The organism is Ohtaekwangia kribbensis (assembly GCF_042676245.1).
Lineage (GTDB): Bacteria > Bacteroidota > Bacteroidia > Cytophagales > Cyclobacteriaceae > Ohtaekwangia > Ohtaekwangia kribbensis.
The window spans coordinates 242250-254398 of sequence record NZ_JBHTKA010000008.1 but is presented as its reverse complement, the minus strand read 5'-3'; the positions used below and the strand labels follow the sequence as shown (position 1 = coordinate 254398).

Annotated in this window: 13 protein-coding genes; 6 read left to right on the top strand and 7 right to left on the bottom strand. The window is 42.9% G+C overall.

Annotated features, from left to right (window positions below; translation table 11 throughout):
• Positions 1 to 91 precede the first annotated feature (91 nt).
• A complete protein-coding gene (locus ACFQ21_RS21910; RefSeq protein WP_377582677.1) occupies positions 92 to 607 on the top strand; it encodes a DinB family protein in 516 nt (171 codons plus the stop codon).
• A gap of 87 nt (positions 608 to 694) precedes the next feature.
• A complete protein-coding gene (locus ACFQ21_RS21905) occupies positions 695 to 1003 on the top strand; it encodes a hypothetical protein (protein ID WP_377582675.1) in 309 nt (102 codons plus the stop codon).
• Positions 1004 to 1010: 7 nt separating this feature from the next.
• Here ACFQ21_RS21905 and ACFQ21_RS21900 read toward each other — a convergent pair whose 3' ends face one another.
• Both ACFQ21_RS21900 and ACFQ21_RS21895 read right to left on the bottom strand, forming a co-directional pair.
• A complete protein-coding gene (locus ACFQ21_RS21900) occupies positions 1011 to 2183 on the bottom strand; it encodes an iron-containing alcohol dehydrogenase (protein ID WP_377582673.1) in 1173 nt (390 codons plus the stop codon).
• 8 nt (positions 2184 to 2191) lie between these two features.
• A complete protein-coding gene (locus ACFQ21_RS21895) occupies positions 2192 to 2491 on the bottom strand; it encodes an antibiotic biosynthesis monooxygenase (protein WP_377582671.1) in 300 nt (99 codons plus the stop codon).
• A 314-nt stretch (positions 2492 to 2805) separates the two neighbouring features.
• On the opposite strand from ACFQ21_RS21895, the gene ACFQ21_RS21890 reads away from it, so the two are divergent.
• Both ACFQ21_RS21890 and ACFQ21_RS21885 read left to right on the top strand, forming a co-directional pair.
• Positions 2806 to 4638 carry a SpoIIE family protein phosphatase gene (locus ACFQ21_RS21890; RefSeq protein WP_377582669.1) on the top strand — a complete coding sequence of 611 codons (1833 nt, stop codon included), beginning with the start codon at positions 2806 to 2808 and terminating at the stop codon, positions 4636 to 4638.
• Between the two features lie 177 nt (positions 4639 to 4815).
• Complete coding sequence (locus ACFQ21_RS21885) at positions 4816 to 5331, top strand: DinB family protein (RefSeq protein WP_377582667.1); 516 nt, start codon at positions 4816 to 4818, stop codon at positions 5329 to 5331.
• An 86-nt stretch (positions 5332 to 5417) separates the two neighbouring features.
• On the opposite strand, the gene ACFQ21_RS21880 is transcribed toward ACFQ21_RS21885, so the two are convergent.
• From ACFQ21_RS21880 to ACFQ21_RS21860, 5 genes are all read right to left on the bottom strand, one after another.
• Positions 5418 to 6236 (bottom strand): alpha/beta hydrolase, encoded by an 819-nt coding sequence (locus tag ACFQ21_RS21880; RefSeq protein ID WP_377582665.1) that lies wholly within the window; start codon positions 6234 to 6236, stop codon positions 5418 to 5420.
• 187 nt (positions 6237 to 6423) lie between these two features.
• Positions 6424 to 7017, bottom strand: coding sequence for an NADPH-dependent F420 reductase (locus ACFQ21_RS21875; protein ID WP_377582663.1), 594 nt, complete (start codon positions 7015 to 7017; stop codon positions 6424 to 6426).
• A gap of 17 nt (positions 7018 to 7034) precedes the next feature.
• A complete protein-coding gene (locus tag ACFQ21_RS21870; RefSeq protein WP_377582661.1) occupies positions 7035 to 7559 on the bottom strand; it encodes a YceI family protein in 525 nt (174 codons plus the stop codon).
• 125 nt (positions 7560 to 7684) lie between these two features.
• On the bottom strand, positions 7685 to 8587 hold the full coding sequence (locus tag ACFQ21_RS21865) for a pirin family protein (protein WP_377582659.1): 903 nt from the start codon (positions 8585 to 8587) through the stop codon (positions 7685 to 7687).
• Between the two features lie 253 nt (positions 8588 to 8840).
• Positions 8841 to 9464 carry a Crp/Fnr family transcriptional regulator gene (locus ACFQ21_RS21860; protein WP_377582657.1) on the bottom strand — a complete coding sequence of 208 codons (624 nt, stop codon included), beginning with the start codon at positions 9462 to 9464 and terminating at the stop codon, positions 8841 to 8843.
• A 94-nt stretch (positions 9465 to 9558) separates the two neighbouring features.
• Here ACFQ21_RS21860 and ACFQ21_RS21855 point away from each other — a divergent pair, with 94 nt between their 5' ends.
• Both ACFQ21_RS21855 and ACFQ21_RS21850 read left to right on the top strand, forming a co-directional pair.
• Positions 9559 to 10143 (top strand): hypothetical protein, encoded by a 585-nt coding sequence (locus ACFQ21_RS21855; RefSeq protein WP_377582655.1) that lies wholly within the window; start codon positions 9559 to 9561, stop codon positions 10141 to 10143.
• Positions 10144 to 10386: 243 nt separating this feature from the next.
• Complete coding sequence (locus ACFQ21_RS21850; RefSeq protein WP_377582653.1) at positions 10387 to 12135, top strand: carbohydrate-binding domain-containing protein; 1749 nt, start codon at positions 10387 to 10389, stop codon at positions 12133 to 12135.
• The last annotated feature ends 14 nt before the right edge of the window (positions 12136 to 12149 follow it).

Below are 12149 nucleotides of genomic sequence, written 5' to 3'. Positions count from 1 at the left end.
CTCTAAAACCACCTGACATAAGGCTGTCACTGTGCACATATTTCTTTGTATCACTAAACGCAACCATCATAAACATTAAATCCCAAAGAATATGAACAATGTAGCTGAACCTCAAGCAAAAGTAAACCCTGTTATTACTGCTGAACAATTGTTGGAACATTGGCAAGGACATCGCAGACTAACACGCAGAGCGATTGAAGTTTACCCCGAAGACAAGTTTTTCACCTACTCGATTGGCGGTATGAGACCTTTCGCTGATCTTATTATGGAAATGCTGGCCATGCCTGAAGAAGGATTGAAGGGGGCTATTACCGGAGACTGGCTAAAAGGGGAAGATGTAAATAAGCTTTTTGCGAGAAAGGCTCCTGCTACAAAAGCAGATATACTTCGCCTGTGGGATGAAACCACAGAAAAGATCAATGAGCTGTGGCCAAAAATACCGGCACATCGCTTCCAGGAGAATGACATGGCCTTTGGTATGTATGAAGGCCAGATATACTGGACTATTCTCTATTTTATTGATAACGAAATACACCATCGCGGACAAGGTTATGTATACCTCCGCTCGCTCGGCATCGAGCCTCCTGCTTTCTGGGAGCGCAACTAATACGCAATAGTAGCCATAGCGTTGAGGCCCTTCTTTTTACAATTAAAAGAAGGGCTTTTTCGTTTTAGACTATGACGTTATTGTATCGTGCTGGCGATATATACCTATATTGTATGGATGAATGCTTCCATTGTACAGGCCATTAAGTCAAAGCAACGTATTCAGTTTACCTATAATGGCAAAGTGCGCTATGTAGAACCCCAATGCTATGGCGTTGGTATGAAAGACACGGAGTTGTTGCGGGTACATCAACTTTCAGGAGGTAGTGAACGAGAACCGCTATTCAATGTCTCCAAGATTGAAGACTTGAAATTCATGGATGAATACTTCACCGAGCCCGGCCCGAATTATAAGAAGGGCGACTCTGCCATGAAAATAATTTATTGTGAGCTATAGGTGACAATCAACCGGTGATCGCCAACACTTCTTCCATCTCCTCTTTGTTAAGTATAGCCGGGTTGTTTTTGTTGTCTGATGCTTTGATGATTTTATTAAAGTCAGACGAAGAAACGCCACCCGTTTTCAGACCGGGAATCTTAAGCTCCTGTGTTAAACGTTCGATGTGCGTGAGCAGCGCATCGATATAGTAGTCGTCAGATTTATTGTCAGTGGTAGAGAATAATTTTCCGATGGCAGCATACTTGGCCAGAGCTGCATCGTTACTTTTCTCAGTGCGCAATTTTCGTACGGTAATTTTATTCGCAGAAGCCATCAGGGTACTGCAGATTACTCCGTGTGAGATGTTGAAGTATCCTCCAATAGCCGAAGCGAATCCGTGAACCAGACCAAGACCGGCATTCGCCAGGGTAATTCCGGAAAGATAGGACGCCAACGCCATGGCTGTACGCGCAGGCAGGTTAGAACCATCTTTGTAAGCCGGTACTAACGAAATGGAAATATACTTTAGTCCTTTATAAGCCAACGCGTCTGTGATGGGATTGGCAGCTGTAGAAAGATACGACTCTAACAATTGTGTAAAAGCATCCATACCGCTTGCAGCCGTTATAGCTGGAGGGCAGCCCAGTGTAAGTTTAGGATCGATGATCGCTATATTCGGAACAAAATTATTATGACGAAGCGATTTCTTGTATCCGGTCTCTCCAATCTCTGAGAGCACGGCATTCTTTGTGGCTTCACTGCCAGTGCCGGCCGTTGTTGGGATCGCTACAAATGGAATTTTTATTCCGGGATGCGACTTTGTGCCTACACCTTCCAGGTAATCTTTTACCGATTCGTGTAATGGCAACATAGCAGCAATCGCTTTGCCTGCATCCAGTACACTGCCACCGCCAATCGCCACAATAACATGAGGTGGTGTGTGTGTCGCACGGTAAACTGCAGCGTCAACCATGGCCGGTGTAGGTTCCTGGTCAATGATGCATTGCTCAACGGTATAACCGGCCGCATGTAGCTGCTCTAAAAGTTTGCTGCCTGCTGCAGAAGAAATAAATGAACGCGCTCCGGTAACGAGTAGTATTCTTGAGCCGAATGTCTTTACTACTGAAGGGAGCGTTGAAATTTTTTCTGAGCCAAAATATAATTGAGGCGTTGCAGCAAAAGTAAATGCAGAAATCATAGTGCTTTTTATTTCGATGCGGGAAATAAAAGTTTGTGTTTTACACCTTCACGTGGTTTCTCCATCCATGGAGCAACGGTATCGCGCCAGGTAAAATAATGTTGTGTTTCCTTGTGTGCTGCTACAGCTTCGGCATGAGCGTATGCTTCATACAGAATAAATTTAGCCGGGTTCTGATCATCCTGCAGGATATCAAAACGAAGATTGCCGGGTTCCTTTACTGAATTTTCGTGGTTTATTCGTGTAGCTTCAATGAAAGCATCAACAAACTGTGGCTTTACAAACACATGCACAAGGGTTACGATCATAGTGATTGGTATTTATATATCAATTAAACTTTGGACATGCGCAAAAGTAATATACTTTTATAGTAACCATTTGATCTGCTTTGGACTTTTCTGTCCTGAATAGATTTGCAAACGGAGCCCAAATCGTTTATCGAAACATGATCGTAATGATGTGTAGCGATCCTCGCTTACCAACCCCCTATGCTTTGACAAAAGCAGCCCGGTTTCTTTTGTTCCTTAATTACCATAGGGTAGCTTCTCTCCTTGCCCATGTAAGATTTTTACTCCGTTACATAAAGCAGAGTCATCAGAAGTTCGGAAACTTGCTTACCTATATGTCTGGCAATAATCGGTTCGCGTGGTGGAAGAATATGCTTTCGCTAACGGCAGGTACTAAATCTGTTTGGGTTGGTATCTTTTTCTTTTTAGGCGTGTCACACCTGGCGCTCAGCCAGTCGAAGCCCGGTTTATCCGAGAACATCAAGCTATACGATCAGGCCGTTAAAAGTAAAGAATATAAAAAGGCTGCACAGTATGCTACTGATGTCGCCAGGATCTATACTGAATCAAAGGATCTCAATAAAGCCGCTGATTATTTTACCCATTCGCTAACACAAGCTAAAAAGGCCGGAGATCAAAACCTGTTGTTTGCCGGATACTATCAACTGGGCGTTACAAATGCAGCTTTGAAAAAATACTCGATGGCACAGGAAAATTTTGAAAGTGCGCTCGCTATAGCTCGCCAACTGAAAGATGCCGAGAAGGTAAAGCAAACGCTCATCAGTATAGCAGACAGCTATGCACAGGGCGAGAAGTATAAAAAATCAATTGAATACGGAGATGAATTGTTGTCGATAGCACTCACGGAAAATGATATTCTTCTTCAACAAAAGGCTTATCAGCTACTGACCGATTATTATAACAGGCAAGGCAACAAGAAAAAATCATCGGAGTATCTGGCACAATATAATCAGCTCGTAAAATCACAACAGAACGAAGAGCAGAAGAAACGCGAAATGAAAGAGCTGCAGCAGAATATCGCTAAAGCCGGAGATGAAACGCGTGCAGCGCAGTCTAAACTTTCAGAGCAAACAAAGATCCTGCAGCAAACCAATGAATCACTCCGCCAGGTGGAGAGTTCACTTCGGGCAACAGCCGATTCGTTGAAAGAAGTCGAGATGATCAACAAGAATCGCGAAATGGAAATTGATCTCTTGCAAAAAGATAAGGAGCTTGCGAGCATACGCATTAAAGAGCAGGAGTCGCGCATAGAACACGAGGCACTGGTGCGTAATTCTATAATGGGTGGCAGTTTACTTTCCCTGGCTTTAATTGCTGTGTTGATCAGCAGTTATCGGAAGAAGTTGAAAGCAAACGAAAAAATTGATCAGCAGAATAAGAATATCAAAAGCAGCATCAACTACGCCAAGCGAATACAGGAAGCTATGCTGCCCAAGCTGGACCAGCATCCTGGTATATTTGACCATTCATTTATACTATTCAAGCCGCGCGATGTAGTAAGTGGAGACTTTTATTGGATATCGGATATAAAAAATGAAAAACATTCTGATATAGCATTTGCCGCGGTTGATTGCACGGGGCACGGTGTGCCCGGAGCGTTTATGTCGATGATTGGTATAAATGCGTTGAATGGTTTGATTAACCATGGAATTACCGACACCAATAAAATTCTGGATTCACTGGATTACGAAATCCGCACCGCCCTACGCCAGGAGATAACCGGTAACAATGATGGTATGGATGTAGCCTTGTGTATATACCGGCAACACGAGCAAATACTTGAATTCTCAGGCGCAAAAAATCCGTTGGTATATATTCAGGATGGAAACCTCATTCAGATTAAAGGTGATGTTCATTCCATTGGTGGTGTAAAAAATAAACATGCTTTCCTTTTCAAGAAACACCAGATAAAAATAGATAGGCCTACCGTTGTATACCTGTTCTCTGACGGTTATAAGGATCAGTTCGGAGGAAAGGATAACGGGAAATTTTTATCGAAAAGATTACATAAACTTTTACTCGACATTCATCAACTCTCTATGCCGGAGCAGATGAATATTCTGCAAAGAACTATAGAAGAGTGGAAAGGCAATCGCGAACAAACCGATGATATCCTGGTAATCGGTCTTAAACTTCAGCCAGCGTAATTCTTTGTGACTCAGTAATCTTTAAATGTCTGAACGCTTTCGGTGTTCTGTCATCTGTTAATTTTTCATGTATACGGAACTATGGGTGCCTGATCTTTGTATGGAACTCATGCAGATGACAAAGTGATTTTACTTTGTTCTCCGTTCCCCAAGCAGAAACCCTAAATACACTATACAATGGAAACTGTTAACCACCCGACAGCAGAAGACATGGCTGTGAAAGTTCTTCTTAAATCATGGACAGCCCAGGTTGCCAGAATAACAGATCTGGTTGCAAGCCTTTCGGACAGTGATCTTCAAAAGGAGATTGCTCCCGGAAAAAATACAGGTATATATATACTCGGTCACCTGGTTGCCGTGCACGATGCACTGTTGCCATTGCTTGGTTTCGGTAGCAGACTATACTCTCAAGAACTGGAGCAGATTTTTGTGAAAAGTCCCGACAAAGCCGGCCATACCTTTCCTCCGGTTTCTGAATTAAAAAAATACTGGAGTGAAGTGAATGATGTTTTGCTGCAACATTACAACAAACTGGATTTCGAAGCGTGGCTCACACGACACGAAGCCGTATCACCGGAAGATTTTGCAAAAGAACCTCATCGAAATAAACTCAATGTGCTCATCAGCAGAACTACACACATGAGCTATCATCATGGCCAACTTGTTTTACTGAAGAGTAAGACACAGGATTAATAATCTGTGAAGATCTATATGTTAAAAAAGGCCGCGTATGAAGCGGCCTTTCTTATATAGGTTGTTTCTTGTGAAAGTATAGTTGTCTACGAGTGTGAATTTTCGAATTCTTCCGGAACGGCCTCGTATACAGTTTCAATCCAGTTCAATGCATAATCTGCTACTTCCTCCCAGCCGGCTTGGCCTAAAATAAAATGATTACGACCTTCAAATAATTTGAAGTCTGTAATAGAAGCATTGTGTTTATAGCGATTATAGTTCGCCATATTTAATGACGGAGGTATAGTATGATCCACTTCACCTGCGATTAGCAATAACGGTCCTCTTGTTTTGTTGAAATCAACTTTGGCAATGCTGGTTAGTCCATCGCGCAAAGCCAGTTTGGACTCCGGTATAGTAAAAGCATCATATGCTGCACGTTGTTCATCCAGCGACATGCCATTGGTAAATGCATACTGCCAGTCTTCAAACGACATCAGGTAAGGCTTACGCGTAGAAGTAAGAAAGCCTAATGCCTTCCAGGTAGATTTATAGAAACTTAACTGTGTGGGAATAACGCCCTGCGGAGCAACGGAATCAATCGCAATACCGGCAGAAGCAAAGCCGCGCTCAAGCAATATCTGTGTAATAAGACCTCCTAACGAATGACCAACTAAAATGGGTTTCTCCGGTAGTTCCTGCACGATGTTGATGTAGTGCTCGATAACTTCTTTCAGTCGTACCGATGCAATCTTTGATTCTGTCTCATTTCGTAATTCACTTGCCGAAGCATCCTTGCCCGGCCATGAGGGGAGAACAACCCGATACCCCTTCCTTTCAAAATATACTTTCCAGTTGTCCCATCCATGATGACTTACAAATGCGCCCGTGATGAATACTACCGTTTTGAAGCTGGTCTTTTCCATAGCAGTAAAAGTTTAGAGTGGGTGATTTTATTGTCTATTGCTCCAGGCAGCTGGCAGGTGTTTCTAAGTTAGCACCCTTTATGTGTTATTTCGTTTCTTTTCGATATTAAATTTTAAAAGTGATATATACTTCTCTCCTTCGTATTTGCCGGAGCGAAGTATACATTACTTTCTTGTTGGAACATTCTTATAGCTTTATCAGGTTGAGAGCCGGCAGCGGGCCTCCGAATTGTTGTAGTCTGCCGCCAGTAGAAAGCCCACCCAGGTCAATGGGTGCGAACCCTGTACGATCTATGATTTCCTTCACAACGGTCTTTGCTCCTTCATCGTTTCCGGATATAAATACGACTCGACTGCCATTATTTTCTTTCGGATTGGAAGCAAGTATAGCGGCCGGCAATGTATTGAAAGCTTTTACCACACGTGCTTCCGGTATCAATTCCTGTATAATCTCGCTCGATGTCCGATCGCCCAGATCAATGGGCTTGAATTGCGGAAAAGCTATAGCGTTTGTAGGATCGATCACAATCTTTCCTTTCCATTGTCCTGGTGCATCAACCACCTGCGGCACTTGTTTCCAGTTAACAGCAAGAAAAATTATACCCGTTTGTAGAGCTTCGGCTGTTGTTACAGCTTGTATACCATGACCAATTTCTTTTACAACATCAGCAAGTGATTCCGGTCCGCGGCTATTAGCGATTACCACTTCGTATCCGGCCAGCGCGGCATGCCTGGCAAACGCTTTGCCAATGGCACCTGCACCTATAATTCCGATTTTCATATATACTTTCGTGAAAATTACTGTTTAAGAAGTTGTATGCTGGCGATCAGTTTTACTTCGTCACTTACCACCGCACCGCCAGTTTCTGTTAATGCATTCCATGTCAATCCAAAATCTTTGCGACTGATTTTGCCAGTCAATTCAAAACCTGCTTTCACATTACCCCATGGATCTTTAGTTATGCCGTTGTGTTCAACAGCAAGTTTTACTCTGCGCGATACTCCTTTTATAGTCAGATCACCTTCCAATGTATAGTCACCACTATCTCTGGTAAAATTCACAGAAGAGAATGAAAGCTTCGGAAATTTCTCTGCGTCAAAAAAGTCAGCACTCTTCAGGTGGCCATCGCGTTGTTCATTGTTGGTGTTGATCGAGTTGATGTCTGCTTCAAAAGCAATCTTCGCAGTATCGAAATTTTCCGGAGCATCTATAGTTCCTGTGAATTGTGTAAAGCTTCCGGTTACGGTGCTGATAACAAGGTGTTTTACTTTGAATTGAATTTCAGAATGAGCAGGGTCGATTGTCCATTTAATAGTTTCCATAATAATTCGTTGTTTGATTGTTTTAGTTTGTTTTGTTTTTGATGATTCAAAATTGGCGTTCTGCCAATTGTTTTTAAATGATAAAGGATAAGAAAGCGCATTGACATTTGTTAAGTCGGCATGCGTTATACCTCACCGCTTAATTGTTTGTAGTCGATTTTGCCATACTTACCGTCAAAGAAATCTTTATAAGCCAGTGCGATATCGTTGTGACTGTTCATAACAAAAGGACCTTCAGCAACGATCGGTTCTGCATACCGCTCACCTCCAAAGAGAATAATATCTACTGCGTATGTACTCTTGTTACTCAGTTCTATTCCACCGTCTTCAGTGCGGAAGAATACAATTTCACTATTACCAAAATCGGTTCCGTTAATCGTTGCTTCTCTCAGTGGAATAAATGCTGCGGCTTCCTGTCCGCCAGGTATAGTGAGTGTAAATTTTGATTTCGGCTGAAGAACAACGTGATACAGAAATTGCTCGCTATAAGTTTGTACAGGCGACTGCCTCCCACCGATGTTGCCAATGACAACGCGAAGGGTACCCGCATGATCAGGCAATTCAATTTCCGGAATATCACTGCGATGTAATGCAAGGTAATCCGGGGCTTCTGCTTTGTTCTTGGCTGGCAGGTTGATCCAGAATTGCAATGAATGAAGTATACCACCGGTTCGCTGAAACTCCGGACTGTTATGTTCATCGTGTACAACACCATTGCCGGCCTTCATCCACTGCGCGCCTCCGGCCTCAACTATACCGTGTCCGCCATGACTATCAAAATGTTCCAGAGAACCACTGAATATATAGGAGAACGTAGCGATACCGCGATGCGGATGCGCAAACTTTCCGGAAGGCAGTGCAGGCGTTTTTGCTTTTTGCTCGGTTGGGTATAAATGATCCAGAAATACAAATGGACCAACGGTATGAACTTCAGAACCGGGAAGTAAACGGTTCACCAAAAAGTCTCCCACTTTCGAATTCATGCCACTATAACTTCCTTTAACAGATCGTTGTTGTGTCGTTTTCATAACACAAACTTCGGCAGCAGACCACGCGAATTAAATATCAATTGGTAAGAAGGAGAATTGACATTTGTTAAGAATGTGTTTAGGTGTTTACGTGTGTATGCTTTATGTGTTTAGGTGTTTATGTGTGTATGTGTTTATGTTCGGTGTGGCTGTGGGTTGGGCTGTAGATATAGATATAGATGCGTTGCGGCTCCGCTCTTGTAGTTTATTTATGTATTTGTTCTGCGTTGATCTGTGTTATCTGCGGAAACAATTATTTTGTTGCCAGCTTTTTTCGGATGCGACTGAGTGATTCCGGAGTTATACCTAAATACGATGCGATCATATTTTGCGGAAAGCGTTGAAGAAACACGGGGTTTGTTTTCATAAGATCCAGAAAACGATCTTCCGCTGTGAGACTTATTGCATTGTGAATCCGCTTTTGCATAGCGATGGAGTGACGCTGGTCCATCATGGTAATCATACGTGCTATGATTGGCATGGACTCTACGAGCGGAACCATTTTCTCATACGTTACCAGTAACACGTCACAATCTTCAACAGCATCAATGTTGTATTGAGATGGTGTTAACATCGCATAACTTTCCCGATCAGACATCCACCAGTTCTCGATACCCAGCGATACAATATTCTCCACTCCGTTAACAAGCGAATACTGGCGCATAGCCCCTTTCACAATAAAGGCGCTATACTTGCACACCTCTCCTTCCTGCAAAAAGAATTGCCGTTTTATAAAATGCTTGGGAGTAAATGCATTCGTAACAATCTCAAAGTCAGCGTCAGAGATTTCAGAAGAGGTATACTTGTTAATATATATTCGCAGGGCTTCGTACATGGATACAGTATTGGGAGTGCTAAAATAGAATTTTGTGTCCACATTCGGTATCAAAAAACAATAGTGGAATTGTAATAATCCACTCCTATGCTTTATTTTTCAAGGCTTATTGTAGCCCATCGAAAATTCTCCGATTATGTTTAACTGGTTTAAAAAGAAGAAAGCAAAGTCAAACGAGCGCGAGCACGTTAACGATAATAACTCCTACAATTTCAAATGGTATGAAATAGGGCCAGACAATCCTTTCAATAAACGAATACTGGACATTCGCTCTTTTACCTTGAACATGATCGCCACTACTTCCAGCCGTGAAGTAGCGGAAAAGTATGACAAGCTGAGATCTTCGATGGGCGATGAATATATAGGGATGCGTGTTAACGATTCGATTGTTTCTCACGTGAATCTGGTATATCCGCATAATGGAACTGTGCTGGAAGGTGTTGTGTTTAAGGCAGACTCTATGGACTGTAAGTGGGACATCTACGCATACAACGACTACTTTTATTTTGTGCGTAGCTGGACAGGTGACTTAACCTTTAAAGCGCATTTTAAAATAACCAGCGATTCGCTTATAGTCGATGCAATTGAACATGCAAAAGCTGACGAAATAAAAGATACCATCAACGATGTACATTTCCTTTTGATATCTCACGCTATGGGCAGACCGTTTCCACACAAAGTGCCAGACGGTATTACAAACGAAAAAGAGGTTGCGATGTGATCATTCAGCTTTTTTGGAAATCGGGCCTGCTACGCCTGCTTCGATGATATTACTGATACTGTTGTGACGGCAAAAGAACAATAATGCCGTTCAAGTATATTGGTGTTAAGATTTCCTTAACGGTATATATCTACAGATTTTTCACTTTCGTCTCGTTGTTCCAGGTGTGTCGTCTCGTGTAGCACAGTTTAAGGTAGGTGGTTACGTTCTTTACGTAACAATTTCTTAACCTGATAAAGACTTATGCGCAAAACACGTTTTATTATTCTGCTGCTGATTGCTTTTACATGTATAGCTATATCTTCCTGTAACGATGAAGATGATGACCCGGAATCAACCGATACAGACACGGAGACAACAGTAGATGTGGAGGAAGACGGTGGATATGCGGCTACGATAGCTGATGCTTTAGCCGCGAATGCCAGCACGCACGAAGAAGATGCTGACTATATATGGAATGAATCGGATGAAGTGACGATAACGCTCAATGGAAGCTCGATTACCGTAGAACCTGCAGTGGCGACTGTTGATGGAAGTACAGTAACAATCACTGCAGCCGGTACCTATCGCGTTAGCGGCACGCTCGATAACGGACAGGTAATTGTGAATACGGAAGACGAAGCAACCGTTAGACTGATTCTTAATGGTGCTACACTCAATAATTCATCTACAGCTCCGCTATATATAGCGAGCGCTGAAAAGACCGTGATTGTACTGGCCGAAAACACCACGAACACCATTACAGATGGCGACACATACATTTTTGCCAGCGAGGATGAAGATGAGCCAAATGCAGCGCTATTCAGTAAAGCTGATCTTACTATATATGGTAGTGGTTCACTAACGGTGAACGGTAATTACAACGATGCTATTGGAAGTAAAGACGGCTTGATCATCAACGGAGGCTCTATTACGGTTACCGCTGCTGACGATGGTATACGTGGTAAAGATTACCTGGTAGTGAAAGATGGTACGATAGAAGTAAATTCAGGTGGCGATGGACTTAAGTCTGATAACGATGAAGATACAGACGCAGGGTATATATCTATAGGAGGTGGCGATATTACAATTACTGCTGCCGGTGATGCTATAGCTGCAGAAACCGATGCGCTGATTAGCGATGGCAAACTTACGCTTATTACCGGAGGAGGCAGTAACAGCAGTATAAGTGATGATGATTCTGCAAAAGGTGTTAAGGCAGGTGCGTTACTGATTGTGGAGGCAGGAACATTCGACATAAACTCTGCAGACGATGGTGTTCACAGCAATGCTAATATATCCCTTAATGGTGGCACGCTTAACATTGCTACCGGAGACGATGCCGTTCACGCTGACGCTTACCTTGGTATTAACGGAAGTGACATCATAATTTCCAAATCATACGAAGGTATAGAAGCAGCGGTGATTGCCGTTACGGACGGAACAGTACATGTCACATCAAGCGATGACGGTGTAAACGGAGCAACTGACGCTTCGATTGAACCCTACCTGTACGTATATGGCGGATATATATATGTAGACGCTTCTGGTGATGGTATAGATATAAACGGATCGATCGTAATGACTGACGGTACGGTAGTTGTTAACGGACCTACCGCGAATAACAATGCTCCGATTGATTATGATGGATCTTTCAGAATCACCGGAGGCTATTTACTGGCGGTGGGCAGTTCAGGCATGGCACAGATACCCGGGGCATCTTCTTCGCAGAACTCTGTTTTAATAACACTAAGCGCTGCTCAAACGGCAGGTTCGCTGGTACATTTACAGGCAAGTGACGGCACAGCATTGGCAACCTTCAAGCCATCGAAAAAATATCAATCTGTTGCATTCTCATCACCTGATTTGAAGACCGGCACAACGTATAGCCTATACCTTGGCGGAAGCTCTACGGGCACGGCCACCGATGGTTTGTATAGTGGAGGTAGCTATACTGTGGGCACGTTGAGTAAGAGCTTTACTATATCAAGTGTGTCAACAAAAGTAAATTGACGTAAAAAAACATA

Coding starts and splice junctions, on each gene's coding strand:
- ACFQ21_RS21910 (WP_377582677.1), top strand. CDS start 92: ATGAACAATGTAGCTGAACCTCAAGCAAAAGTAAACCCTGTTATTACT.
- ACFQ21_RS21900 (WP_377582673.1), bottom strand. CDS start 2,183: ATGATTTCTGCATTTACTTTTGCTGCAACGCCTCAATTATATTTTGGC.
- ACFQ21_RS21895 (WP_377582671.1), bottom strand. CDS start 2,491: ATGATCGTAACCCTTGTGCATGTGTTTGTAAAGCCACAGTTTGTTGAT.
- ACFQ21_RS21890 (WP_377582669.1), top strand. CDS start 2,806: ATGTCTGGCAATAATCGGTTCGCGTGGTGGAAGAATATGCTTTCGCTA.
- ACFQ21_RS21885 (WP_377582667.1), top strand. CDS start 4,816: ATGGAAACTGTTAACCACCCGACAGCAGAAGACATGGCTGTGAAAGTT.
- ACFQ21_RS21880 (WP_377582665.1), bottom strand. CDS start 6,236: ATGGAAAAGACCAGCTTCAAAACGGTAGTATTCATCACGGGCGCATTT.
- ACFQ21_RS21875 (WP_377582663.1), bottom strand. CDS start 7,017: ATGAAAATCGGAATTATAGGTGCAGGTGCCATTGGCAAAGCGTTTGCC.
- ACFQ21_RS21870 (WP_377582661.1), bottom strand. CDS start 7,559: ATGGAAACTATTAAATGGACAATCGACCCTGCTCATTCTGAAATTCAA.
- ACFQ21_RS21865 (WP_377582659.1), bottom strand. CDS start 8,587: ATGAAAACGACACAACAACGATCTGTTAAAGGAAGTTATAGTGGCATG.
- ACFQ21_RS21855 (WP_377582655.1), top strand. CDS start 9,559: ATGTTTAACTGGTTTAAAAAGAAGAAAGCAAAGTCAAACGAGCGCGAG.
- ACFQ21_RS21850 (WP_377582653.1), top strand. CDS start 10,387: ATGCGCAAAACACGTTTTATTATTCTGCTGCTGATTGCTTTTACATGT.